This window comes from Arthrobacter sp. ATA002 (genome assembly GCF_026898095.1).
Classification (GTDB): Bacteria; Actinomycetota; Actinomycetes; order Actinomycetales; family Micrococcaceae; genus Arthrobacter_B.
On record NZ_CP114015.1, the window covers coordinates 1,297,647 to 1,322,709 of the forward strand.

Below are 25,063 nucleotides of genomic sequence, written 5' to 3' on the forward strand. Positions count from 1 at the left end.
TAGTATTGAGGGATGGAAGACGTCATAGTTGTTACCGGCCCGTCCACGCTCAACGGATCGGTCAGCGTTCCCGGAGCCAAGAACAGTGTCCTCAAATTGATGGCTGCCACGCTGCTGGCCCGGGGGCGCTCCACCATTACCAACGTTCCCAATATCCAGGATGTCTGGATCATGGCAGAGCTGCTGCGCCGGCTCGGCTGTGAAGTGGACTACGACGTCGATGCCGCCGCCGTTTCCGTCGACGTTCCCGAACTTCCCGGGCACCAGGCCGACTATGATCTCGTCCGGGCCATGCGGGCCTCCATCTCCGTGCTTGGCCCTCTTGTGGCCCGCTGCCGGCAGGCGGAAGTGGCGCTGCCCGGCGGAGACGCCATCGGGTCCCGCGGGCTCGACATGCACCGCGCAGGACTCGAGCTGATGGGGACCACCATCACCATCGACCACGGTTACCTCATCGCATCCGTGCCCGGCGGGCTGGTCGGTGCCCGCCACCTGCTGGACTTCCCCTCGGTCGGGGCCACCGAAAACCTCATGATGGCGGCGACGCTGGCCGCCGGCACCACCGTCATCGACAATGCCGCCCGTGAACCGGAGATCACCGACATTGCTGAGATGCTCAACGAGATGGGGGCACGGATCTCGGGAATCGGCACCAACACGCTGGTCATCGAGGGAGTGGAACGGCTGAATCCCGTCGTTCACCGGGTGGTGCCGGACCGCATCGTGGCCGGAACCTGGGCTTTCGCCGCCGCCGTCACCGGCGGCAGCATTGAAATCCGCAACGCCGACGCCTCAGCCCTGGCGGTCGTCCTGGACAAGCTTGCGCAGGCAGGCTGCACGGTCACCGTGGGGGAGGACAGCTTTACGGTCAAGGGAACGGACCGCCCGGAACCGATTAACGTATCCACCCTTCCCTATCCCGGGTTCCCCACCGATCTGCAGCCGTTTGTCGTGGCACTGAACGCTGTTTCGACCGGCTCCGGGATGGTGACCGAGAATGTCTTTGAAGCTCGCTGGGGATTTACCTCGGAGCTGGCCCGGCTGGGCGCCGTCATCCGCCTTGACGGCCACCACGCCCTGATTCAGGGGGTTCCCCGGCTCTCCGGTGCTCCGGTGGAAGCCCATGACATCCGTGCCGGAGCTGCTCTGGTGATCGCCGGACTTGCCGCCGAGGGCACCACCGAGGTGCGCGGCGTGGACCATATTGACCGGGGCTATGAGCGGTTCATGGAAAACCTCCGCGGACTGGGAGCGCGGGTGGTCCGCCGGCGCAGCTGAGGATGCCCGCTGAGGATGCCGGTTACGGATCCGGGCTGGTCCTGTTGCTGCCGCGCGTTCCGCTCCGGTCTGGGAAATCCCTCCGCTTTGGGAAAGCCCTCCGGGCGCTCCATAAACACTCGGGCGCCCCATAAACAGGAAGTCCCCGGCGGATACCGGGGACTTCCTTGAACCGGGTGAATCCCGGACGGGTGCTGTTGAGCTTGTGGTGAAGCTTAGAGCGCAGTGACGCCCGTTGCCTGGGGGCCCTTGGCACCCTGGCCGATTTCGAACTCAACACGCTGGTTCTCGTCGAGGGTCTTGAATCCACCGGTCTGAATTTCCGAGTAGTGAACAAAGACGTCGCCGTCTGAATCATCGGGAGTGATGAAGCCGAAGCCCTTTTCGGCGTTAAACCATTTGACGGTACCCTGTGCCATTTTGTTTCTCCTCATAAGTGGAACTTCCGGCCACCACACCCGCGGCGGCCTATTGTTACTGAAACGGGAAGGCTCAAGTTCCTTGCCATTCAGCAGTTCCTTGAGGAGCTCCACGCTCGCAACGGTCTTGCGAGCATGAATAACACCTACACAAAGACTGGTTATAGGATTACACACGCCCCATGGCTGGTCAACGAATTCAGTGAAAAAGTTTTCACGTCATTCCAGGACCTGCCGGGGCCAGGTTAGAAACATGCCTTGAGTGCTTTTTGGCCCTGCTGCAGCTGTGCCTTACTGACAGCGCCGGCCCAGCCCAACCCGGCTAAAACAGCCGCGCTGAGAACAGCCTGGTTAGAACAGTCCGCCCAGCCCAGGCAACTTAGAACAGCCGCGAGGCGGAATCGTCCACGCCGCGCATGGCGTCGTAGTCCAGGGTGAGGCAGTCGATGCCGCGGTCCGCGGCCAGCACCCGGGCCTGCGGCTTGATCTGCTGCGCTGCGAAGACGCCGCGGACGGGAGCCAGCAGGGGGTCCCGGTTCAGCAGCTCAAGATAACGGGTTAGCTGTTCCACACCGTCGATGTCGCCGCGCCGCTTAAGTTCCACCGCCACTGTCGCTCCGGACGCATCGCGGGCCAGGATGTCCACCGGGCCGATCGCGGTCATGTACTCACGGCGGATCAGCGTGAAGCCCTCACCGAGCTTGGTGATCTGCTCGGCCAGGAGGCGCTGCAGATCAGCCTCCACGCCGTCCTTGATCAGTCCCGGATCCACGCCCAGGTCATGGCAGGTTTCGGAGAACCGTTCGTAGATGCTGATCACGAGCTTGTCGTCGGTTTTGGCGCTCTGCACGTTCCAGGTTTCGATCACGCCGGTTTCGGCGTCGTCCTCCTCCGGGGCAGTGATGCGCAGGGTGGCCGGAGGGCTCATCCAGTTCAGGGGCTTGTAGGAGCCGCCGTCCGAGTGGATCAGGACGGAACCGTCAGCTTTGACCATCAGCAGACGGACGGCTAGCGGAAGATGGGCACGGAGGCGGCCGATGTAGTCAACAGAGCAGCGGGCAATTACTAAACGCACAGTTGCACTTTACCGGCTCCGCGTGAGGCAAAATGACTTATATGCCCCGTTCCAACCGTCCCCGCCGCCCGCCGGGCGCAGCCAACGCCAACCTGGGCCGCAGCGCCCGGAGCAAGTGGGCAGCACCCGCCGCCGAGCTGGACCTGGAGCGGACCCGCGCCGGTATCCCGCACCGGGAAAGCGGGCCCGACGGCGAATGGTCAGTGCGGCAAATCACGGCACGTAACGCCGCGAAGGATTACAAATGCCCCGGGTGCGGCATGATCATCCCTCCCGGGCTTCCGCATTTGGTGGTCTGGCAGGAGGATTCACTGCTGGGCCGGGACACCGCCGTCGCCGACCGCAGGCACTGGCACGAGCGGTGCTGGCGCACCCGCAGATCGGGCGGCGGGCGGCTGGGGCGGCGCTGATTTCCCGGCGCTGATTCCCGCATCCAACTCGCGCCGGTGACTGTCCGCGGTGGCCGGCCGCCTACCGGCTGTCCTGCCGGGAGATGAACACATCCTTGAGCAGCAGCAGCACGGCCGCGGCGGTGGGAATGGCGATCAGGGCGCCCAGCACGCCCAGCAGGGTGCCGCCGGCTATAACGGCAATCACGGCAACGGCACCGGGGACGGCAACGGCGCGGCGCATGATGCGGGGCGACACGAAGTAGGCCTCAAACTGCAGGTAGGCCATGTAGAACAGGGCAAAGACCACAGCTGTCTGCCAGCTGTTCGTGAGCGCGACCAGGGAAACCAGAATCAGCGCGATGGGCGGTCCCACCAGGGGTATGAAGGCCAGCAGGGCCACCACAAACGCCAGCAGCACGGAGAACGGCACCCCCGTGATGGTCATGACGACAAACGCGTACAGGGCATCCAGCAGGGCGACGATTCCCTGGCCGATCACATAATTGCCGACGCTGCCGGTGATTTCCTCGGACAGCGCGGCGACCCGGCTGCGGCGGCTTCGGGCGCCAGCCGGTAACCCCATTTCTTCATGGACGGCAGCGAGGCAAGGAAATACAGGGTCAGCACCAGAATGATCAGCGCACCGAAAAGACCGTTGGCAATAACGGTGCCGACCGACAAGACGCCGCCGAAAACACCGCCGAGGGCGTCGGCGTTGGTGAAAAACTTGTTGACCTCTTCTTCGATCCGCTCCCGCACATGAAACTGCTCTTCGACGTTGACGAACAGGTCCGATTCGAGGAACGTGTCCACGTACCCCGGGGCATTGTTGATGATATCCGTGGTTTGCTGGACGATCGTGGGAATCAGCATCGAGAAAAAGCCGATGACGACGCCGGCCAGTCCCAGTATGGTGATGGCTATTCCCGCCGGACGCGGCACACGCCGGGCCGCCAGCCAGCTCACGACCGGATCCAGGCCGATGGCGATGAACAGCGCCGCTCCGATCCACACCAGCAGTTCGCCCACATTGGTGAGGATGAAATAGCCCAGCAGGGCGAAACCCACGCCCACGGTAAACATGAAACCGAAATGGATGGGATGGGCATTCATTCCGACGGACGGAAGCTCAGCAGGCCCCGCCGGTGCGCCGTCGTCCTGGCCGCCGCCTGCGCCGTTGACGGCAGTGCCCGGCGACGGTCCGGCGCCAGCTGCGGTTGCCCCTGCCGGAGCGCCGGCATCCGGCGGGAACTCGAACCTGCGCCGCGGGCGCGCTCCGGGAACATGGCGCGGAACGGACCGGCGGACCCGGTCCGAGGCCGCCGCAAGGAATCCCCGCCGTGCCGTACCGCCGGGCGGCACCGGGGTCCCGTCCTGCGGCGGAGTGTCGCGGGGTTCTCCGGCCGGCTGGTCCTGGTTCTCGCCCATTTTGCTTGTCTCCTGTTGGTAAGCGAACGCCCGGGGTCGGAAGCGCCAGATTATCAGCCATCCCGCGCGCGGGAGCCGGTCCGGCTTCCGCGCCGGCGCCGGAATGTGACCGGTCGGGGGATTTCGTTACCATTGGGTTATAAACCCATTGACCGGCCCCCTGCCAGGAGGCTCCACGTCCCGTTTCATCCTGCCTACAGGTGAGGCGATGCACCGAGACCGAAGATAGGTAGCTTGTGCGAAACAAAATTGCAGTTCCGCTGATCGTGATCGGAGTGCTGCTGATGCTCGTCGGCATCGGACAGCGCACCTTCTGGGCTCCGCCCGGCACCGTCACCGCCGAAGCACCGTCCACCGATCAGCAGGCACCGCTGACTGTCATCGGCACCGATGTCCTCACCGCCCACCCCGACGGCGTTGAGCTCACGTTGGCTTCCGAAGGCGCCTTCCTGATGGCAGTGGGCCGGACCGGCGACGTCGAAGCCTGGGTGGGGGACGCGGCCGTCCTGCGGGTAACCGCTGACGGCGACAACCTGGCATCCGAAGTCACTGAAGGAACGCCGACGGTCCCCAATCCTGCCGGATCGGATCTTTGGGTCTCCGAGCAGGAGGTTGACGGCGAAACAACCTTCACGTGGGACGCCCCGGCTTCCGGTGACTGGGAGATCCTGCTCGCTGCTGACGGCACCGCTCCCGCGCCAGCGAATGTGTCGGTCACTTACGCCAACGATGCGTCCACGCCGTTTGCCGTGCCGTTGATCGTCGGGGGCGCGCTTCTTGCCGTTCTCGGCCTCGCGCTGGCCTTCGCCGCCGGCCGCGGCAACAGCGGACGCCGTTCCGGCGGCGGCGGGCCGTCCGCCGAGTCTCCCGCACGCCGGGCCGACACGGTTGCCGGTCCCGCGACGGGCAGCACCACGACGGGCAGCACCACGCCTCCCGCCGCGGAACCGGCGCCGGCGGCCGGTTCCAAGCCGGGCACCTCCGGCACCTCTGCCTACAGTGCCATGCCGGTCCGGCGCCGGCGGGGGCCTGCCGCTGCACTTGGCACCGCCCTGGCCACGGTCCTGGCCTTCGGTGCCGGCCCCGCGCCTGCCCTGGCGGCACTGCCGCTGACGGCCGCCCCCACAGCGGAAGCAACCGGCGAAGCCACACCGCCCGTCGTCCTGAAGACACAGCTGGAACGGATCCTGGCCGACGTCGCCGCCACCGTGCAGGCAGCGGACGCCGCCAAGGATCCTGCGCTGTTGGCCGAACGGGCCGGCGGTTCCGCGGCCACCCTGCGGGAGGCCGGGTACGCCACCTCCGCCAAGGTGCCCACCCACCCCGCTCCGGAACCAATTGCCGCCGAGCCGCTGAAGACCGACCTGATCATGGGCGGAACGGAGTTCCCGCGCAGCGTGGTTGCCGTCACGCAGGGGCCCGACAATGAGGTTCCGCAGGCACTGCTGCTGGAACAGGCCTCAGCCCGCGAGAATTACAAACTGGTGTCGTCCATCCGGATGCTCCCCGGCACCACCTTCCCGCCGCGCCCGGCCGGCGGCGCCGGCGTCGAGCCTGCACCTGCCGACTCCGCCGAAGGCCTGACCACTTCTCCGCAGATTGCCGTGCAGGCATTGGCTGACGCGCTCACCAACCCGGACGGCATGAACAAGGGAACCTTCTCGCCGAACACCTTCGCCGACGCGGTCACCAAGTTCCAGTCGGACGTCACGACGAGCCCGGACAATGAGTTCGCGGACATCACCTTCGACCACGCGGCCGTGCCGGACAATACCCGCGCCCTTCGCACCGCAGACGGCGGAGCCATCGTCTTCGGCTACATGGACAGCAGCTACACGAGCGTGCCCAAGGAAGCCGGAGATTCCATCAACCTGGAAGGCACCGTTTACCAGACACTCACCGGTGAAACGAGCACCGAAGCGGGGATCGACGTCAAGTACGGCGAGGGCGTCATGCTGTACGTTCCGCCGGCGGGCAGCACCGACCAGATCCAGGTCATCGGCGCCGTGCAGGAACTGCTGTCAGCCACCCTGAAGTAACCCCACCCTCCACTAGGGGAAACCGGGTTGCCGGTGACCCGAGACTGCGTAATAAGGTGAAGCCATGAGCACTCCGAACCACCGTCCCGCACCGGCCGCTTCCACGATGAACCTGCGCGGCGCCGTCGACCTCTCCAGCCTGAAAGACAGGTCCGCAGCGGGGGCCCCGGCCGCCGGACAGGGCGGGGCGGGGCAGCCCGCGGCCAGCCCGTACATCGTTGAGGTGTCCGAGCAGACCTTCCCCCAGCTGGTGCAGCTGTCCGAACAGGTTCCGGTCATCATCGACCTGTACTCGGCGCGCAGCCCCGAATCCGTCCAGGTGGGCACCGTGCTGCGGGGCATTGTCACCGAACAGGACGGCAAGCTGCTGCTGGGCCGGGTGGACGTGGATACCTATCCGCAGATCGCCCAGGCATTCCAAGCCGTGGGGGTGCCCACTGTCGCCGCCGTCCTCAAGGGCCAGCCGGTGCCGCTCTTTGACCGGGCTGTCCCGGAGGAACAGATCCGCGCCCTGGTGGCCGAACTGCTGCAGGTGGCGGCAGCCAACGGCGTATCGGGAACCCTGAACGAGGGCGGCGCGGGGGAGCCGGCCGAGGAAGCTCCGCTGCCGCCGCTGCACCAGGAAGCCTACGACGCGATCGTCGCCGGAGATTATGACGGCGCGGCGGCCGCCTACCGCAGGGCGCTGGCCGAGCAGCCGGCGGACGCGGAGGCCAGGGCTGGACTGGCCCAGGTCGAGCTGATGTCCCGGCTGAAGGATGCCGATGCGGAAAAGCTGCGCACCGAAGCAGCGGAGAACCCGGATGACGTCGGTGCCCAGCTGGCCGTAGCGGACCTGGACGTTTCCGGCGGCCACGTCGAAGACGCCTTCAACCGCGTGGTGCGCCTGATCGCGCGCGTCTTTGGCGACGACCGGGAGCGGGCGCGGCTGCGCCTGCTTGACCTGTTTGAGGTGGTGGGCACCACCGACCCGCGGGTGACCAAGGCACGCTCCGCCCTCGCCCGGGCACTCTTCTAAGCGGGCCCGGCATGAATGAACCCGCGGCCTTTGCAAACCCCGGGCTGTTCGACCCCCTGGCCCTCCGCGGCCTCGAGCTGTCCCACCGCGGCTGGGTGGCCGCCATGTGCCAGTACTCGGCCGACGGCATCAACGCGCCGGGGATGCCGAACGACTGGCACCTGATGCACCTGGGCTCGTTTGCCGCCGGGGAGCGGCACTGATCATTACCGAAGCCACAGCGGTCAGCCCCGAGGGCCGGATCAGCCCGGAGGACACCGGGATTTACACCGCCGGGCAGGCCGCTGCCTGGCGCCGCATCACTGACTTCGTCCACCGCCACGGGGCCGCCAACGCCAGGATCGGCGTGCAGCTGGCCCACGCCGGGCGGAAGGCCTCGACCTACTCACCCTTCGCCCGGGGCAGCGGCAGCGTTGCGGAGGCCGACGGCGGCTGGCGCACGGTAGGCCCCACCGCCGACGCCTTTGGCCGCTACGCCGCACCGCTCGCCCTGGACGAAGCCGGCATCCGCCGGGTCATCGCGGATTTCGCGCGGGCAGCTGAACGGTCCGTGGAAGCAGGCTTCGACACCATCGAGATCCATGCCGCGCACGGGTACCTGCTGCACCAATTCATGACCCCGCTGGTCAACACCCGCACCGACGGGTGGGGCGGATCGGAGGAGGGCCGCAACCGGCTCACGCTGGAAGTCGTCGACGCCGTCCGGGCGGTCATCCCGGAGTCCATGCCGCTGCTGCTGCGCATCTCGGCAACCGACTGGACCGACGGCGGCCTCGACGAGCACACGTCGGCCCGCCTCGCCGTCCAGGCACGCGGGCGCGGCGTCGACCTGGTGGACGTTTCCACCGGGGAGCCGTTCCGGCGGCCACCATTCCCGTCGCCCCGGGGTACCAGACCGGATTCGCCGAGCACATCCGCACGGAGGCAGGTGTTCCCACCGCCGCCGTCGGCCTGATCACCGGCGCGCAGGAAGCGGACGAGATCCTCCGGGCGGGGCGGGCGGATGCCGCCCTCATCGGACGGGCCGCGCTGCGGGATCCGCACTGGTGGATGCGGGCGGCCGGCGAACTGGACGCCAAACTTCCCTGGGCGCCGCAGTACGAGCGGGCCCGGCCGGCCTAACCGGTGGACCGCCCCTGCCGGCGGGCGGTCGCGGTTGCCGCAGGCCCACCGAAGGCTCCGGCGTGCAGCTAGTCCTCAAGGCGGGTTCGCGCCTGCCGGCGGCCGGCGCCGGTTCTGGTCCCTGCGGCTGATCCGGTTCCGGCCGCCGGAGGGGTACCTTGGTGGCATGACAAAAGTGGTGCTGACATGAGCGACTCCGTATTTCCGGAAACTCCGGCCGTTCCCGCGGCGCCGGCGCTGGCAGTCCGGGGGCTGGGCAAGCGGTTTGGCGAGAAGATTGCCGTCAACGGGATCAGCCTCGACGTTCCGGCCGGCTCGTTCTACGGCCTGGTCGGCCCCAACGGTGCCGGCAAAACCACCCTGCTGTCCATGGCCACCGGTTTGCTGCGTCCCGAGCACGGGCAGGTCTGGGTGCACGGCACCGACGTCTGGGCTGAGCCGCTGAAAGTCAAACGGCTGATGGGCGTGCTGCCCGACGGCGTCCGGCTCTTTGACCGGCTCACCGGCGAGCAGCTGGTGACGTATTCCGGCCTGCTGCGCGGCATGGACCGCGGAACCGTGGCAGAGCGGGTACGGGACCTGCTTGAGGCCATGGACCTGACCAATGACGCGGGCACCCTGGTGGTGGACTACTCCGCCGGCATGACCAAGAAGATTGCCCTCGCGTCCGCGCTCATCCATGCGCCCCGGCTGCTGGTGCTGGACGAGCCCTTCGAAGCGGTGGACCCGGTGTCCGCCGCCAACATCCGCGACATTCTCTCCGGCTACGTGGGTTCCGGCGGAACGGTGATCGTGTCCAGCCACGTCATGGACCTGGTCCAGCGCATGTGCGACCACGTGGCCGTGGTTGCCGGCGGCAACCTGCTGGCCGCCGGAACCGTGGACGAGGTCCGCGGCGGCGAAACCCTGGAAGAGCGTTTCGTGCAGCTGGTGGGCGGACGCACGCACTCGGAGGGCCTGCCGTGGTTGCGCACCTCGTAAGGCTCAAGCTCATCCTGCTGCGCAACTCCTGCGCCGCAGCCCCTGGCAGATCGTGGGAATGGTCATTGGGGCGCTGTACGGACTGGGGATGCTCGGCCTGCTGTTTGCCGGTCTGTTCTTCCTGAGCTTCAACGATCCCGAGCTGGCCCGCACCGCGACCGTCCTCGCCGGCAGCGCCGCCGTCCTGGGCTGGGCGCTGATTCCGGTGCTGGCGACCGGTGTGGACCTGACCCTGGACCCCGCGCGCTTCGTGACCTTTGCCGTGCCGCTGCCCAAGCTCCTGGCCGGGCTGGGGCTTGGCGGGCTGATCGGCATTCCGGGGGCGGTGACGCTGCTGGCGGCGCTGGGTTCCGCCGCCGTGTGGTGGCGCAGTCCGGCCGCGCTTGCGGCGGGAGTGGTGTCCGCGCTGGTCGCGGTGTTCACCTGTGTCATCGCTGCGCGCGTCACAGTTGCGGCAAGCACCTCCCTGGCCTCGTCGCGCCGGTTCAAGGACATCTCCGGCCTGGCCGCCATCATTCCACTCATGCTTTTGGGCCCGATCATTGCCGGCATCAGCTCGGGCATCAGCAGCGCCCAGGGCTATCTACCGTCCCTGGCCCGTACCCTGTCCTGGACGCCGCTCGGCGCCGCCTGGGCTGTTCCGGGCGATGTTGCCCTGGACCAGCCGGGCGCGGCTGCCGCCAAGCTGGGCATCGCCGTCGTCTTCCTGGCCCTCCTGGTCTGGGTCTGGAAGGTGCTGCTGGTGCGCGCGCTCATCACTCCGGCGCACAACGCCGGCGCGCGGCGCAAGGGCGGAAAGCTCGGGTTCTTTGGTCTATTTCCGCCCACGCCCACCGGGGCCGTGGCTGCCCGCGCCCTGACGTACTGGATCCGGGATCCGCGGTACGGCGCGTCGCTGCTGATTATCCCGCTGATGCTGGTCCTGCTCGTGTTCCTGGGAACGCAGGACGGCATGGGGCCGTCCCTCATCCTGTATGCGGGGCCGCTGCTGGGCTTCCTGCTCGGCTACGGCATTTCCGCGGACGTCTCGTACGACAATACGGCCTTCGCCCTGCACGTGGGCACCGGTGTGTCGGGAACGGCCGACCGCGCGGGACGGGTTATTGGCTGCGCCGTTTTTGCCCTGCCGGTGACCGTCCTGGCCGCGGTGCTGCCGTGCGTTCTGCTGGGCGAAACGGACCTGATTCCCGTGCTGCTGGGGGTCTCCCTCGCCGTGCTGCTGGGTGGTCTGGGGCTGTCATCGGTAGTCTCGGCACGGTACACCTACAACGTTCCGCTGCCGGGGGAGAACGCGTTCAAGACCCCGCCGGGTTCCGGCGGTCGGACGGCCCTGGTGCAGGGCCTGGGCATGCTGGCCCAAGTCGTCATCGTGCTCCCCGTGCTGGTGCTGGCGGTCACGGCGCTGGTGAGTGAGAACCCGCTCTGGGACTGGCTGACCCTGGCCGGCGGGGTGCTGCTCGGCGCCGGACTGCTCGTTGCCGGAATCCGGATCGGCGGACGCTGGTTGGACCGGCGCGCCCCGGAAATGCTGGCGGCAGTCTCCGTCCACAAATAAAACCACCCTTCAGCCGGCCGGGCCCGGGACCTTCCGGGTACTAAGATGGAAACCATGAGTCTGCCTCCTGATCCTTTCGAAAATGACCCTGCCCGCCGCCTGGACGACGGCGGCGGTTCCACCGCCGTCATCGAGCGTGAAGAGCAGCGCGAGTACACAGAACCCGGCGACAGTGAACGGTTTGCCCACTACGTGCGCAAGGAAAAGATCATGGAGTCGGCGCTGTCCGGTGAACCCGTGATTGCTCTGTGCGGCAAGGTCTGGACTCCGGGCCGGGACCCCAAGAAGTTCCCCGTGTGCCCCACCTGCAAGGAAATCTACGACGGCCTGAGCGCGCCCAAGGACGGCGGCAAGTAATTTCCGGGCGTCCATGAGCGGGTTTCCGCCCAGCCGCGTCCTGCCGGTCCGTTGTCCGCCGCATACCGTGCCCTCACCCTGGGCATCCTGGCGATCATCACCTGTTCGCGTTTGAAGCCATGGCGGTGACAACGGTCATGCCGGTCGCGGCGGCCGACCTGTCGGCCGGCGGCGGGGCCCATCGTGCCGGTTGCCGGTTTCGCGGGCTGGCCGCGGGCCAGGACGCTGGGGTGCCGGAGGACCCCGAACTTGACCCGGTGCTGGGCCGGACCCGTGGCCGCAGACGCTTTCCTGTCGCTCATGGTGCTGGCAACCCACGGTGTGGACCCGGCCACTGCCGGACTGGCATTGACCGCGGGAGCGGTAGGCTGGGCGGTGGGTTCCTTCCTGCAGGCACGTGCCACCGGGCGCCGCCACCGGCTTTTGGTGGCCGGCGCGTCCGTGCTGGCCGCGGCAGTGGGAGGAATCGGACTGCTGTCTTCCCCGGCGGTGCCCTTCCGGGTTCTCGTGGCGGTGTAGTCCGTGGCCGGAGCAGCCATGGACCTGGCCCTTTCCAGCACGTCAGTGATGGTGCCGGCCCTGTCCACCTCCGTGGACCGGGGACGCAACTCCGCGTCCCTTCAGATTTCCGACCAGGTCGGAGCCGTTATGCGTGCCTGGGGATTGTCTCCGGTGCCCGCAGTGCAATAGTTACCCCGAACACAGGAAAGGTGCCGTTCACAGCGTGAGCCCCGACACCCTCTTTGGCGGACCGGTCCTGCCGCCCGCTTATCCGGAACGAGCAGCCTGGGGTACCGCCCCCAAACTGCGCCAGTGGCAGGCCGAAGCCCTCGAAAAGTTCTTCGCCAGCACCTCGGACGATTTCCTTGCCGTAGCCACGCCCGGCGCCGGCAAGACGACCTTCGCCCTGCGGGTGGCGACCGAGCTGGTGGACCGCGGGATCGTGAAGCGGATCACCGTTGTGGCCCCCACCGACCACCTCAAACGCCAGTGGGCTGACGCCGCCGCGAAGGTGGGCCTGGCGCTGGACCCCAACTTCAAGAACGCCGACGGGCGGCACGGTGACGGTTTCATTGGGGTGGCCGTGACCTACGCCCAGGTGGCCTCCAAGCCGATGCTGCACCGGGCGAAGACGGAAGCCGCCCGCACCCTGGTCATCCTGGATGAAATCCACCACGGCGGCGACGCCCTCTCCTGGGGCGACGGTATCCGGGAGGCTTTCGAACCGGCGGTGAAGAGGCTCTCCCTCACCGGTACGCCGTTCCGCTCGGACACCGCGGCGATTCCGTTTGTGGAATACGAAGCGGACCGGGACGGCATCCGACGCTCCAAGGCCGATTACACCTATGGATACGGCGAGGCCCTGCGGGACCACGTGGTGCGTCCGGTGATGTTCATGGCGTACTCCGGCCAGATGCGCTGGCGCACCAGCGCCGGCGACGAGATGGCTGCATCCCTGGGCGAGGCCGCCGTTACCAAGGACATTACGGCGCAGGCCTGGCGCACGGCGCTGAATCCCACCGGCGAGTGGATCCCGGCGGTGCTGGCCGCCGCCGACCGGCGGCTGTCCGAGGTGCGGCGCGCCGTGCCCGACGCCGGCGGGCTGGTCATTGCCACCGACCACGACGACGCCCGTGCCTACGCGGGCACGCTGAAGAAGATTACCGGACAGTCCCCAACCGTGATCCTCTCCGACGATGCCAAGGCCTCGGACAAGATCGACGAGTTCTCCGCGGGTGACCAGCGCTGGATGGTGGCGGTGCGCATGGTGTCCGAAGGCGTGGACGTTCCGCGGCTGGCCGTGGGCGTCTACGCAACGTCCACCGCGACCCCGCTGTTTTTCGCCCAGGCGGTGGGACGGTTCGTGCGGGCCCGCAAGCGCGGTGAAACGGCGTCGGTCTTCCTGCCCTCGGTGCCCAACCTGATGGCTTTGGCCAACCAGCTGGAAATGGAACGCGACCACGCCCTGGACCGTCCGGATAACCACCTCGAGGAGGAGGGCTTCGGGCTGGAGGACAGCCTCATGGAGGCCGCCAACCGGGAGGAAAAGGCCTCGGACTCGCTCACCAAGCAAAAGTTTGAGGCGCTGGAGTCCCAGGCCTCCTTTGACCGCGTGCTGTTCGACGGCGGCGAGTTCGGCACCGGGGGAGAGCTCGGCAGCGAAGAGGAACAGGATTTCCTGGGTATCCCCGGCCTGCTGGACGCCGATCAGGTGGGCATGCTGCTGCGCCAGCGCCAGCACGAGCAGCAGTCCCGGCGCGGCCGCAGGGAGCCCGGGGCACGCACCCCGGAGCCGGAGCCGTCCGTCATGGACCACCGCAGGCTCACCGAACTGCGCGGTCAGCTCGCCAAGAACGTGTCCGCCTGGTCCGCGCGCTCAGGCATGCCGCACGGTATGGTGCACAGCGAGCTGCGCCGCATTTGCGGCGGCCCGCCGGTGGCCCAGGCCAACGAGGAGCAGCTGAACCAGCGGCTGAAGAAGCTCCAGGACTGGTTTATCGGCCGCAAGCAGCAGGGGTGCCGGAGCGCTAAGCTCCGGCACCCCTGCTACTGTCGCCCCCGGCCGGGCAGGCCCGGCCCGCGGGCCAACGGCCTACAGGTCCAGCAGTTCCACGCCGGCGTCTTCGAGTTCGGCCAGCGCCGCCCGCGTACCGGCGCGGTCAATACCGCGGCAGAGGTCCGGGATGACAAACGTGTCATAGCCGGCGGCGACGGCATCCAGGGCCGTGGCGCGGACACAGTAGTCGGCGGCCAGGCCCACGATCACGACCTCGTCGACGTCGTTCTCACGCAGCCAGTCGTCCAGGCTGACGGTCTCCGCCGGGTCCAGCGGCGCGGCTGCCGCGTCCAGATCGCCGGTGGGGACTTCGTCTTCGGGCGCGAGCACGCCCTCGAAACCGGAGTACGCCGCCTCATACTGGCCCTTGCGGAAGAACGCGTCAATGTGTTCGGTGTCCAGGTCGGGGTGCAGGCCGGCTCCGGTGGTGCCGGCGACGCAGTGCACCGGCCAGGATTCCCTGTAGTCCGGAGTGTCGGAAAAGTGCGGCCCGGGCTCGATATGCCAGTCCTGCGTGGCGGCCACGACGTCGTACCGGCCCCGCGTGGTTTCGATGTAATCGGTAATTTCGGAGGCTGTGTCGGTGCCGCCGGGAACGGCGAGGATCCTCCTTCGCAGAAGTCGTTCTGGACGTCGACAACAATCAGGGCGCGCGTCATTCTTACTCCTCGTATTCGGTGGGGATGGCCGGTTCGCCGCGCTGCAGGCGGTTCACCGAGGCCGGAAGCTCGGCCAGGGAATCTGTGTGCCGTTTGGCGGCCCGCTCCATGCCGCCGGCGCCGGTCCAGCCGGGGAGGATTTCGCCGTCGGCCACAAACTGTTCCAGCAGCGGGCGGTCGTTGCCGTCATCGAGGGGGCGGTGGCCGATACCAATGACCTCGGCGGTGGCCGTGCCGTGCGCGTTGAGGCGGCGCAGCGCATATTTGCGGCCGCCGCGGGAGGCTTTGTTCTTTGCGGCCTTGGCCACGGAAACAAACTCGTGGTCGTCGCCCTCACGGCTGACCAGCTTGTACACCATCCCGGCGGTGGGAGCGCCGGACCCGGTGACCAGCGAGGTGCCCACACCGTACGCGTCCACCGGGGCGGAGGCCAGAGAGGCAATGGCATATTCATCCAGGTCGGAGGTGACCATGATGCGGGTGTCCGTGTTGCCCAGGTCATCCAGGAGCTCCCGCACCCACCGGGCCTGGGCCACCAGGTCGCCGGAATCCAGCCGCACTCCGCCCAGTTTCGTGCCGGCAACGGCGACGGCGTTGCGCACGCCCGCTTCGACGTCGTACGTGTCCACCAGGAGCGAGGTGTTCGCGCCGAGCGAGCCAACCTGGGCCTCGAAGGCGTCGCGTTCCGAGTCGTGGAGGAGAGTGAAGGAATGGGCGGCGGTGCCAACCGTTTTCAGGCCGTACCGGCGCCCGGCTTCCAGGTTTGAGGTCGAGTCGAAGCCGGCAATGATCGCGGCGCGGGCAGCGGCTGCGGCCGCCTCCTCATGCGTGCGGCGCGAGCCCATCTCGATGCACGGGCGCCCGCCGGCGGCGGTGACCATGCGGGATGCGGCCGAGGCGATCGCGCTGTCGTGGTTCAGGACCGAGAGCAGGAGGGTCTCCAGGATGCAGGCCTCGGCGAAGGTTGCTTCCACCGTCAGGATCGGTGAATGCGGGAAATAGGCCTCACCCTCGGCGTAGCCGAAGATGTTTCCGGAGAACCGGAAGCCGGCGAGCCACTGCAGCGTGCGGGCGTCCACCACCGAGGTGCTTTCCAGGAACGCGAGCTGTTCGTCACCGAACCGGAAGGCGGCCAGCGCCTCGAGGATCCGGCCGGTGCCGGCAACAACCCCGTACCGGCGCCCGTCGGGCAGCCGCCGGCCGAAAACCTCGAACACGGATCGGCGGCTGGCTGTGCCTGAATGCAGGGCAGCCTGCAGCATGGTCAACTCATAATGGTCGGTATACAGGGCGGCATTGGGCTGGCGCCAAGCGTTGGTGCTGTTCACAGTCAAAACTCTAACCCCCGTTCGCTTATTGAGTAGAAGGCTTCCGCTGGCGGTTCGGCAACCGGGCCCAACCTACAATTGGAGTCATGACTTTGAGCACTGCGCCCGGCACCGACACCCTTGAGCGCGCTGAGACGGAGTCCCTGGTTGGCGCCGACGTGCCGTGGGTGGTGATTGTCTGGAACGATCCGGTGAACCTCATGAGCTACGTCAGCTACGTCTTCCGCAGCTATTTCGGCTATTCGGAGGCCAAGGCCAACCGGCTCATGATGGAAGTCCATGAACAGGGCAAGTCCGTGGTCGCGACCGGGTCCCGTGAGTCGGCGGAGCGGGACACCGTGGCCATGCACTCCTTCGGGCTCTGGGCCACCTTCCAAAAACCGACGAACCCTGATCCGCCCGGTGCACCGGCACTGACAACGGCAACAGCGGCAGGAAAAGCAGCACAGCCCGGCTCCGGCCGGCGGATAGGACAGACGTGGCAACCGGATTCAAAACCACCCGCAAGGGCATCACCGCATCACTGGACGCGGGGAGCGGGAGCTGTTGCGCAGCCTGTTCAACGACGTGCTGGGCATGCTGGAGCCGGATACGCCCGCAGACGCCGACCCGCTGGCGGCGATGGTGGGTTTGGACACCAGTGCCAGTGTCCCGTCCGACTCCGCGCTGCACCGCCTGCTGCCCGACGCCGTCCAGGGGGACGATGCCGAAGCACTGGAATTCCGCCGCCTCACCGAGCGCTCGCTGAGGGAATCCAAGAGCGGGGCACTGCGCGCCGCGGCCCTGCTGCTGGAATCAAAACCGCTGCTGCTCAACGCCGAACAGGCCCAGTATTTTGCCCGCGCGCTCAACGATGTACGGCTCGTGCTTGCCGACCGCCTCGGGCTGGAGACCGACGAAGACACCGAGCGGCTGCACGGCATCACCGATCCGTCCCGGGCGCAGGACGTGGACGGTTATCTGGCCCTCGTGTACAACTTTGTCACCTGGCTGCAGGAGACCCTGATGCAGGCCATGAACCGCTCCCTGCTGTGACCAAGCGCACGCCGGGGTGAGTTCGCGGCGGGGTGCCGGGGGACTATTCTCGATACATTATGAGCTCTGACCCGGAAAGTTCCTCGCTGATGACGGAACCGCTGACCGACGCACCGCGCGCGCAGGTGGCCGGGCGCGCCCGGCGGCCGCAGCGCACCGGCCTGCCGCGGAAAAACAATGCGGAAGCGCCCATCGGTATTTTCGATTCCGGCGTGGGCGGGCTGACCGTGGCCCGGGCAGTCATCGACCAGCTGCCCAATGAGTCGGTTCTTTACGTGGGCGACACCGCCCGCGGCCCCTACGGGCCCCTGCCCATTGCGGAAGTCCGCGCCAACGCACTGGGCGTCATGGATGAACTGGTGGACTCCGGCGTCAAGCTCCTGGTCATTGCCTGCAACACGGCGTCGGCCGCCGTTCTCCGGGACGCCCGCGAGCGCTACACCCGCCGTTACGGCATCCCCGTCATCGAGGTCATCCAGCCCGCCGTGCGCCGTGCCGTCGCGGCCACCCGGTCCGGGCGGGTCGGCGTGATCGGAACCGAGGCCACGGTCGGTTCGCGCGCCTACCACGACACGTTTGCCGCCGCTCCGCACCTGCGGATCGAATCCGTGGCGTGCCCGGCGTTCGTCGACTACGTCGAGGCCGGCGTTACCGCCGGTCCGGACCTGCTGGCCACCGCCGAAGAGTACCTGGCCCCGCTGAAAGCCGGCGGGGTGGATACCGTGGTGCTGGGCTGCACGCACTATCCGCTGCTCACCGGCGTGATCTCCTACGTGATGGGCGACGGCGTGACGCTGGTGTCCAGTGCGGAGGAAACCGCCAAGGACGTGTACCGGGCGCTGATTTCCCATGACCTGCAGCGCACCGCAGCGGCCGCACCGGAGTACCGGTTCCTGGCCACGGGGGATTCGGCGTCCTTCGAACTCCTGGCCCGGCGCTTCCTTGGCCCTGAAGTCCTGCGTGTCGAGCACGTGGAAAACGTGGCGGCGCACTATCCCACCGGCAGCCTGGCCCGGGTCACCCCGGACATGGCTGCCGCCGACCGCTCAGCACGCGGCAAGTCCGGCTCCATCCATGACGACCACGGAAGGCCGCCCGGCGCCCTTCGGAACGGCACTGAATGAAACTGACCATTGTGGGCTGCAGCGGATCCTTTCCCGGTCCGGCATCCCCTGCCTCCTGTTACCTTGTCACCGCCAACGACGGCGTCCGGACCTGGCGCATCCTGCTGGACCTGGGCAACGGTTCGCTGGGGGCACTGCAGCGCTACATGGATTTGCGGGACATCGACGCCGTCCTGCTGACCCACCTGCATCCGGACCACTGCATGGACCTGTGCGGACTGCACGTGGCGGTCCATTGGGACCCGGCCGGGTGGAACCGGGACCGGATTAAGGTCTTTGGGCCCAAGGACACGGCTGACCGGATGGCCACGGCATACGGGCTGCCCCTTGATCCGGGCATGCACGAGGACTTCGAGTTCCTGAACTGGGAGAGCAGCGAAAGCGTGGACATCGGCCCGTTCACTGTCACGCCCTATCCGGTCAGGCACCCGGCCGACGAGGCCTACGCCCTGCGGGTCGAGGCCAGGTCCGTGGGCCCGGACGGGACCACCCTGCTGCACACCCTGGCCTATTCCGGGGACACCGACTCCTGCGGCGGGCTGGAGGAAGCCGCCCGCGACAGCGACGTCTTCCTCTGCGAGGCGGCGTTCCATGAAGGCCGCGACGACGCCATCGACGGCGTGCACCTGACCGGCAAACGGGCCGGTGCCGCGGCCACGGCGGCCAGCGCGCGCCGCCTGCTCCTGACCCACCTGCCGGTCTGGAATGACGCCAACACCTCGGTCGCGGAAGCACGCGAAACGTATGCCGGGGATCTCGCGGTGGCCGTGGCGGGTGTCTCCTACGAGGTTGGCAGTCCGTTCGCCGCTCCGCTGGCGGCCGGTTCCGGAGCCCAGCCCGCCGGCTCAGGAAGCCAGCCCGCCGGGTAGCCGGAGCCCGGCCGATAGACTGGGCGCATGACTACCGCTGCAAACAGCCCTTCTTCTTCCACGCCTGCCGCCGGTTCCGCCGTCGTGCGGTCCGACGGCCGCACGCCGGACCAGCTGCGCAGCATCACCATCACCCGCGGCTGGTCCAAGCAGGCCGAGGGGTCTGCCCTGATCGAATTCGGCAACACCCGCGTGCTGTGCACCGCCTCCCTGACGCCCGGCGTGCCGCGCTGGCTCAAGGGCGAAGGTACGGGATGGGTGACGGCGGAGTACGCCATGCTGCCCCGGGCCACGAACACCCGCAACGCCCGCGAGTCGGTCAAGGGCAAGCTCGGCGGCCGCACACACGAGATTTCCCGGCTGATCGGCCGCTCGCTGCGCTCCATCATCGACACCAAGGCGCTGGGCGAAAACACCATCGTCCTGGACTGCGACGTGCTGCAGGCCGACGGCGGCACCCGCACCGCCGCGATCACCGGCGCGTACGTGGCGCTCGCCGATGCCCTGGCCTGGGCCAGGGACAACAAGCTCATCGCCCGCAACGCGAAGCCGCTGCTGGACACCGTCTCCGCGGTCAGCGTGGGCATCATTGACGGCGTGCCGATGCTGGACCTGCCCTATGTGGAGGATGTCCGCGCCGAAACCGACATGAACGTCGTGGTCACCGGTTCGGGCAAGTTCGTGGAGGTCCAGGGCACCGCCGAAGGTGCGCCGTTTGACCGGGACGAACTCAACGCGCTGCTGGACCTGGCTCTGCTGGGCACCACCGAGCTGGCTGAAATCCAGCGCCGTACGCTGGGTGAAAGCGTATGACCTCCACCCCCGAGGGGCCCGGCTGGTCCTTGCTACCCGGAACCAGGGCAAGCTGAGGGAGCTCCGGGAACTGCTGCGGGGACGGATTGAGGGGCTCGACGTCGACACCCAGGTGATCGACGCCGCCGCCGCCGGCGTTCCGGACGTTCCCGAGACCGGAGTTACGTTCGAAGCGAACTCACTGCTCAAGGCCCGTGCCGTGGCTGATGCCACCGGGCTGGCCGCCATCGCGGACGATTCGGGCTTGGCCGTGGACGTCCTCGGCGGCGCGCCGGGCATCTTCTCGGCGCGGTGGTCCGGCCGGCACGGCGACGACGCCGCCAACTTGGACCTGCTGCTGGCCCAGCTGGCTGACATTGCCCCGGAACACCGGGGGGCGGGGTTTGTCTGCGCCGCTGTACTGGCACTGCCCGGCGGCGCCGCCGTGGTGGAGCGCGCCGAGCTGCGTGGGACGCTTCTCACAGCACCGCGCGGGGCGGGCGGCTTTGGCTATGATCCGATCCTGCTGCCGGACGGGTTCGACCGCAGCTGTGCCGAGCTGGCGCCGGAAGAGAAAAATGCCATTAGCCACCGGGGACAGGCGTTTCGGGCGCTGCTGCCGGCGATCGCGGACGCCCTGGCCTGAGCATTCCGGCGGGAGCCGGGGCCGGCTGCCCGCAGGCTCCGCTGCGCGCCGCGCAACCCGAAAAATCCGGTGTCCGGGCCGCTTCAGCGGTTCGGGTTTTCTCCGGGCGCAGTTCTTAGGGCAGAATTGGGGGCAATATGACTACACAGATTCTTGCCTCAGTTGCCACCGCCAGTACCGACGGATCGGCGCTGGGAGGGATCGCGGAGTGGGCCGTCAACATTATGGAGGCCATCGGAGCCCCCGGCGCCGGCCTGGCCATTGCCCTCGAAAACCTCTTCCCGCCGCTGCCCAGCGAGGTGATCCTGCCGCTGGCCGGGTTCGCCGCCAGCCAGGGAAACTTCTCCTCCCCGCGGCGCTTATCTGGACCACGCTGGGCTCTGTGCTGGGTGCCTGGGTGCTGTATGGCGTTGGCGCATGGCTGGGGCGGGACCGGATGCGTGCCCTGGTGTCCCGGGTTCCGCTCGTCGACATCGAGGACGTGGACCGGGTGGAGGCCTGGTTTAACCGTCACGGCTACAAGGCAGTCTTTTTTGGCCGGATGATTCCGATCTTCCGAAGCCTTATCTCCATTCCCGCCGGCATCGAGCGGATGCCCATCTGGAAGTTCCTGGCGCTGACAACGGCGGGAAGCCTGATCTGGAACTCAATCTTCGTCTTCGCGGGCTACTACCTCGGTGAGAGCTGGCACATTGTCGAGGAATACGCCGGAGTCTTCCAGAAGATCGTCATTGCCGCGGTGGTTGTTACCGCCGTCTGGTATATCGTCAGCAAGGTCCGCTCGTACCGGCGGAAGAAGGCCGCGAAGCCGGCCGAACCCGCCGCGCCCGCCGAGCCGGCCGACGGCGAGTAACCGGCCCGCCGCTTCACCCGTGGGCCCGCGCCGGAGCGCGCAGGCCGCCACCGCTTGGCCCGCCACCGCTTGGCCCGCACCACCGCTTATCCGCATCACCGCTTAAGGAACAGAACACCGCGTGGGAATTGAATTCACGGCCATCGATTTCGAAACGGCCAACGGATTCCGCGGCTCACCCTGTTCGGTCGGACTGGTGAAGGTGCGGGATGGCGCCGTCGTCGACGAGGTCTCCTGGCTGATGCGTCCGCCGGAGGGACACGACTTCTTTGACCGCCGCAACATCCGTATCCACGGTATTGAAGCCGGGATGGTGGCCGGAGCGCCGCGGTTCGGCGACCTGTTCCCGGAGATCGGTGCCTTCATTGGCGCGGACCTGCTGGTGGCCCACAACGCGGCCTTCGACATGGGGGTGATCCGCTCGGCGCTGGAGGTCTCCGGCCTGCCCGGCCCGGCCTACGACTACACCTGCTCGGTGGCGCACTCGCGCCGCACGTACAGCCTGGTCTCGCACTCCCTGCCGTTCGCGGCGGAGGCGGCGGGGGTTCCGCTGCAGAACCACCACGACGCCGTTGAGGACGCCCGCGCGTGCGCCGGAATCATGGTGGACATTGTCCGGCGCAGCGGCGCCGCCGACATGTCCGGGTTCTTCGCGGTCCAGGGCATGGTTCCGTCCCGGCTCGAAGCCTACGTGCCCGGCGTGCACGCCCTCTCCAAGGCGACCCGCGCCGCGCTGGAACGGGGCACCGGGACCGAGGCCAAGGCAGCGGCAACCGGCTGGTCGGGATGGCCCTCGGAAGGCGAGAACCCGCCGCCCAACCCGCTGGCCGATTCCGCCCACCCTCTTTGGCCACACCGTGGTCTTCAGCGGAAACCTCGGCATGTCCCGCCAGTCCGCCAAGAATTCGGCGGCGGAGTTCGGTGCCCGCCCCGCGTCGAACGTCACCCGTGCCACCACGATGCTCGTGATGGGGGACGGGTTCGAGTCCGGGGACCTGCGCAACGGGGTCCTCACCGGCAAGGCCCGGCGGGTCCTGGACCTGCACGGAAAGGGCCAGCGCATTGAGGTCCTCTCCGAGGGGGAGTTCCTGCAGATGCTTGGCGGCAGCTGGCCGGCCGGAGCCGGCACGGACAGCTAGGTGCCGGTGGCGGCCGTGAACCGGCGCGCCAGCTCCTCGATGACGTCCCGGCCCTCCAGGACGGCCAGCCATTCCCCGGGAAGGGCCGCGGTGCCGTGCAGCGTACCCACGATGTTTCCGGTGATGGATCCGGTGGAGTCGCTGTCGCCGTCGTGATTGACCGCCAGTGCGACGGCGGCGGTGAAGTGCTCCTGCGGGGTGGACGCTCCCACAGTGGCCAGCGCTGCGTACAGTCCGATCGCCAGGGCTTCTTCGGCAACCCAGCCTTCGCCCAGGGCCGCCGTCAGTGTTTCGGGGGAGACCGGCCCGGAGCGGCCCAGCTCGACGGCAGCCGCCAGCCGGGCGGCCAGCTCCGGCACTCCGCTCTCCCGTGCACGGACCACGGCCGTGTCAGCGGCCTCCTGCAGCGACGCCGACGGCGGAAGCAGGTCGTGGATCAGCACGCTGAACGCGGCGGCGCTGTGCAGGGCCGAGGGATGGCCGTGCGTCAGCGCGGCGGCGTCTTCACTGAGCCGATAGACCATGCCCGGTTCCACCGAGGGCAGCAGGCCCAGGGGCGCCGAGCGCATGACGGTCCCGCAGCCTTTGGACTCAGGGTTAACCGGCCGGGCTTTGGTGCCCATGTCCGGGCCGGAGAGCCCGGACAGGCAGGCGTTTCCGGGAGCACGGCGCTGATGCAGCACGGTTTGTTCATCGATCCAGCGCAGCGGCGGCTGAGGAGCACCGGGATCCAGCGGCACGCCCTGCGTTTTCAGCCAGCGCAGGTAGGCCAGCCACAGGCATGCCGTCTCATCCGCGCCAACGCCCGCGTTGGCCCATTCCAGGGCTTCGAGCAGCCCGTCGAGGGTGTAGAGCGTCATCTGCGTGTCGTCGGAGAACGGTACCGGTGCGGGCAGCCCGGTCAGGCTGTGGAGGCCGCGGGCGCCGTAGGCGCTGCGGATTTCCGCGGTGCCGGAGAATTCAACGGCGTAGCCGAGGGCATCTCCCAGCGCGCCGCCCAGCAGGCAGCCAAAGACTTTCGTTGCCTGTCCCCGGAGGGGAAGATGGGAGGAAGCCGTGCCGTGTTCCGGGAGGGAAGGAGCGGCTGACAGCGGATTTTCGAGGTTAGGGCTCACCGTTCCAGCATATCGAGACTCCCCGGCCGGGCGAGCCTCCAGTGTCCTCCCAGCCTCCAATGACAAGCTGGGTGAGTTTGCCCGGCACATGTTGTACTGCTGCGGGCCTGCAGCGGGACCGTAAGGAAACCCGCCGCGCCAATCGCTAGGAAGAGGAAACTTTTGCCAATGAACGCTGAGCCACTATCCGCAGGCGGTGCGCGCGCAGCGCACCCGGCCGCCGCAACAGCGCCCCGGAAGCGCCTGCACACCTACGGACTGCCGGCGCGCAGTGCTGCCGAGGCGGTGGGAGCCTTCTTCCTCGTCTTTGTCGGAGTTGGCCTCGCCTTCTTCAGCGCCACCGGCAGCGTGTCGTCGCCGATGGGTGTCGGACTGGCTGCCGCCGCCGCCATGGTGGCCTTCGGCTACGTCTCCGGCGGGCACTTCAATCCGGCGATCAGCATTGCCAGCGCCGCCGCCGGCCGCACCGCGTGGAAGGCGCTTCCGGTCTACGTCCTGGCCCAGCTTCTCGGCGCGGTCCTGGCTGTCGCGCTTCTGTGGGTCGTGATCCAGGGCGTCCCCCAGCTCGCGGACACGCGCATGGTCTTCTCGGCCCTGGCCAACGGTTACGGCGAGCAGTCGGGTGCACAGTTCCCGCTGGCCAGCGGACTGCTGACCGAAGTCATCGGAGCCGCCCTGCTCACCGCGGTATTCCTGGGCGCCACATCGGGCCGCCGTCCGGTGGTCGGCGCCGCCTTCGCCGTGGGCGTGACCTACGCCATCCTGCTGACGTTCCTGGCGCCGATTACCGGCGGTTCACTGAACCCCGCACGTTCCAGTGCGGTGGCCTTCTTCGCCGAGGATGCGGCGCTGCAGCAGCTGTGGCTGTTCTGGGCCGCCCCCGTCCTGGGCGCCCTGATAGCCGGCCTGATTTACCGCAGCATCGACCTCACAGCTGCTGACGCCGCCCGGAACGACGACGATTTCGAAGATGTCGACGGTGACGGCGCTTCGGAATCCGGCACTGACACTGACATCGAGTCTGCCGCAGGTGCCGGACCTGCTGACGCTTCGGGAGCCCGAACCGGCACGGTGGCGCCAGGAGCCTCGGCCCGCGCATCAGCGAACCGCACACCCGACGCCCGCAACGATGACGACGCCCGCGGCTTCTTCAACGGCGACGACGACGGCGACGGCGACAACAACGGCGGGACACCGGCCGGCAAGGCCTAACCTCCGCGGGCTACCCCGACACGCCCATCCTCTCCTGCGGCCACCGCCGCACCAGGGGGTGGGCGTTGTC

The 25,063-nt window shown here is 68.0% G+C and carries 18 protein-coding genes and 8 pseudogenes; 20 read left to right on the forward strand and 6 right to left on the reverse strand.

Annotated features, from left to right (window positions below; genetic code table 11):
* Positions 1-12 precede the first annotated feature (12 nt).
* Positions 13-1,278, forward strand: coding sequence for a UDP-N-acetylglucosamine 1-carboxyvinyltransferase (gene murA / locus OL239_RS06520; protein ID WP_268911193.1), 1,266 nt, complete (start codon positions 13-15; stop codon positions 1,276-1,278).
* 215 nt (positions 1,279-1,493) lie between these two features.
* On the opposite strand, the gene OL239_RS06525 is transcribed toward murA, so the two are convergent.
* A complete protein-coding gene (locus tag OL239_RS06525) occupies positions 1,494-1,697 on the reverse strand; it encodes a cold-shock protein (protein ID WP_104101230.1) in 204 nt (67 codons plus the stop codon).
* Between the two features lie 379 nt (positions 1,698-2,076).
* On the reverse strand, positions 2,077-2,772 hold the full coding sequence (nucS, locus tag OL239_RS06530) for an endonuclease NucS (protein ID WP_268911194.1): 696 nt from the start codon (positions 2,770-2,772) through the stop codon (positions 2,077-2,079).
* 32 nt (positions 2,773-2,804) lie between these two features.
* Here nucS and OL239_RS06535 point away from each other — a divergent pair, with 32 nt between their 5' ends.
* Positions 2,805-3,182 (forward strand): hypothetical protein, encoded by a 378-nt coding sequence (locus OL239_RS06535; RefSeq protein ID WP_442864232.1) that lies wholly within the window; start codon positions 2,805-2,807, stop codon positions 3,180-3,182.
* 61 nt (positions 3,183-3,243) lie between these two features.
* Here OL239_RS06535 and OL239_RS06540 read toward each other — a convergent pair.
* Positions 3,244-4,592: pseudogene (locus OL239_RS06540) on the reverse strand (AI-2E family transporter).
* Between the two features lie 236 nt (positions 4,593-4,828).
* Here OL239_RS06540 and OL239_RS06545 point away from each other — a divergent pair.
* The 9 genes and pseudogenes from OL239_RS06545 to OL239_RS06585 form a co-directional block, all read left to right on the forward strand.
* Entirely contained in the window at positions 4,829-6,631 is a 1,803-nt protein-coding gene (locus OL239_RS06545; RefSeq protein ID WP_268911195.1) for a hypothetical protein, read from the forward strand.
* A 64-nt stretch (positions 6,632-6,695) separates the two neighbouring features.
* Positions 6,696-7,649, forward strand: coding sequence for a tetratricopeptide repeat protein (locus OL239_RS06550; protein WP_268911196.1), 954 nt, complete (start codon positions 6,696-6,698; stop codon positions 7,647-7,649).
* Positions 7,650-7,660: 11 nt separating this feature from the next.
* Positions 7,661-8,771, forward strand: a pseudogene (locus tag OL239_RS06555) (NADH:flavin oxidoreductase/NADH oxidase).
* Between the two features lie 186 nt (positions 8,772-8,957).
* Positions 8,958-9,752 (forward strand): ABC transporter ATP-binding protein, encoded by a 795-nt coding sequence (locus OL239_RS06560; protein WP_268911197.1) that lies wholly within the window; start codon positions 8,958-8,960, stop codon positions 9,750-9,752.
* A 58-nt stretch (positions 9,753-9,810) separates the two neighbouring features.
* A complete protein-coding gene (locus OL239_RS06565; RefSeq protein ID WP_329609371.1) occupies positions 9,811-11,307 on the forward strand; it encodes a transporter in 1,497 nt (498 codons plus the stop codon).
* Positions 11,308-11,361: 54 nt separating this feature from the next.
* Positions 11,362-11,664, forward strand: a complete 303-nt coding sequence (locus OL239_RS06570; protein ID WP_376934657.1) for a DUF3039 domain-containing protein — start codon at positions 11,362-11,364, stop codon at positions 11,662-11,664.
* 273 nt (positions 11,665-11,937) lie between these two features.
* A complete protein-coding gene (locus OL239_RS06575) occupies positions 11,938-12,183 on the forward strand; it encodes a hypothetical protein (protein ID WP_268911199.1) in 246 nt (81 codons plus the stop codon).
* An 18-nt stretch (positions 12,184-12,201) separates the two neighbouring features.
* Positions 12,202-12,354 (forward strand): hypothetical protein, encoded by a 153-nt coding sequence (locus OL239_RS06580; RefSeq protein WP_268911832.1) that lies wholly within the window; start codon positions 12,202-12,204, stop codon positions 12,352-12,354.
* A gap of 34 nt (positions 12,355-12,388) precedes the next feature.
* Positions 12,389-14,173: pseudogene (locus OL239_RS06585) on the forward strand (DEAD/DEAH box helicase); the annotation flags it as partial.
* Positions 14,174-14,257: 84 nt separating this feature from the next.
* Here OL239_RS06585 and OL239_RS06590 read toward each other — a convergent pair.
* Both OL239_RS06590 and OL239_RS06595 read right to left on the reverse strand, forming a co-directional pair.
* A pseudogene (locus OL239_RS06590) lies at positions 14,258-14,880 on the reverse strand (nicotinamidase).
* Between the two features lie 2 nt (positions 14,881-14,882).
* A complete protein-coding gene (locus OL239_RS06595) occupies positions 14,883-16,214 on the reverse strand; it encodes a nicotinate phosphoribosyltransferase (RefSeq protein WP_442864233.1) in 1,332 nt (443 codons plus the stop codon).
* A gap of 80 nt (positions 16,215-16,294) precedes the next feature.
* Between OL239_RS06595 and clpS the strand changes: the two are divergent.
* The 8 genes and pseudogenes from clpS to OL239_RS06635 form a co-directional block, all read left to right on the forward strand.
* A pseudogene (gene clpS, locus OL239_RS06600) lies at positions 16,295-16,588 on the forward strand (ATP-dependent Clp protease adapter ClpS); the annotation flags it as partial.
* A 98-nt stretch (positions 16,589-16,686) separates the two neighbouring features.
* Positions 16,687-17,243: pseudogene (locus tag OL239_RS06605) on the forward strand (DUF2017 domain-containing protein).
* Between the two features lie 59 nt (positions 17,244-17,302).
* Positions 17,303-18,367, forward strand: coding sequence for a glutamate racemase (gene murI, locus OL239_RS06610; RefSeq protein ID WP_268911201.1), 1,065 nt, complete (start codon positions 17,303-17,305; stop codon positions 18,365-18,367).
* Positions 18,364-19,236, forward strand: a complete 873-nt coding sequence (locus OL239_RS06615; RefSeq protein ID WP_268911202.1) for an MBL fold metallo-hydrolase — start codon at positions 18,364-18,366, stop codon at positions 19,234-19,236. The genes murI and OL239_RS06615 overlap by 4 nt, the downstream gene beginning before the upstream one ends.
* Positions 19,237-19,263: 27 nt before the next feature.
* Positions 19,264-20,049 (forward strand): ribonuclease PH, encoded by a 786-nt coding sequence (gene rph / locus OL239_RS06620; RefSeq protein ID WP_329609372.1) that lies wholly within the window; start codon positions 19,264-19,266, stop codon positions 20,047-20,049.
* Complete coding sequence (gene rdgB, locus OL239_RS06625) at positions 20,036-20,674, forward strand: RdgB/HAM1 family non-canonical purine NTP pyrophosphatase (protein WP_268911203.1); 639 nt, start codon at positions 20,036-20,038, stop codon at positions 20,672-20,674. The genes rph and rdgB overlap by 14 nt, the downstream gene beginning before the upstream one ends.
* A gap of 137 nt (positions 20,675-20,811) precedes the next feature.
* Positions 20,812-21,527 (forward strand): annotated as a pseudogene (locus OL239_RS06630) (DedA family protein).
* Between the two features lie 121 nt (positions 21,528-21,648).
* A pseudogene (locus OL239_RS06635) lies at positions 21,649-22,666 on the forward strand (exonuclease domain-containing protein).
* On the opposite strand, the gene OL239_RS06640 reads toward OL239_RS06635, so the two are convergent.
* Positions 22,663-23,670, reverse strand: coding sequence for an ADP-ribosylglycohydrolase family protein (locus tag OL239_RS06640; protein WP_442864284.1), 1,008 nt, complete (start codon positions 23,668-23,670; stop codon positions 22,663-22,665). The pseudogene OL239_RS06635 and the gene OL239_RS06640 sit on opposite strands and share 4 nt — an antisense overlap.
* Positions 23,671-23,949: 279 nt before the next feature.
* On the opposite strand from OL239_RS06640, the gene OL239_RS06645 reads away from it, so the two are divergent.
* A complete protein-coding gene (locus tag OL239_RS06645) occupies positions 23,950-24,993 on the forward strand; it encodes an aquaporin (protein ID WP_268911205.1) in 1,044 nt (347 codons plus the stop codon).
* The last annotated feature ends 70 nt before the right edge of the window (positions 24,994-25,063 follow it).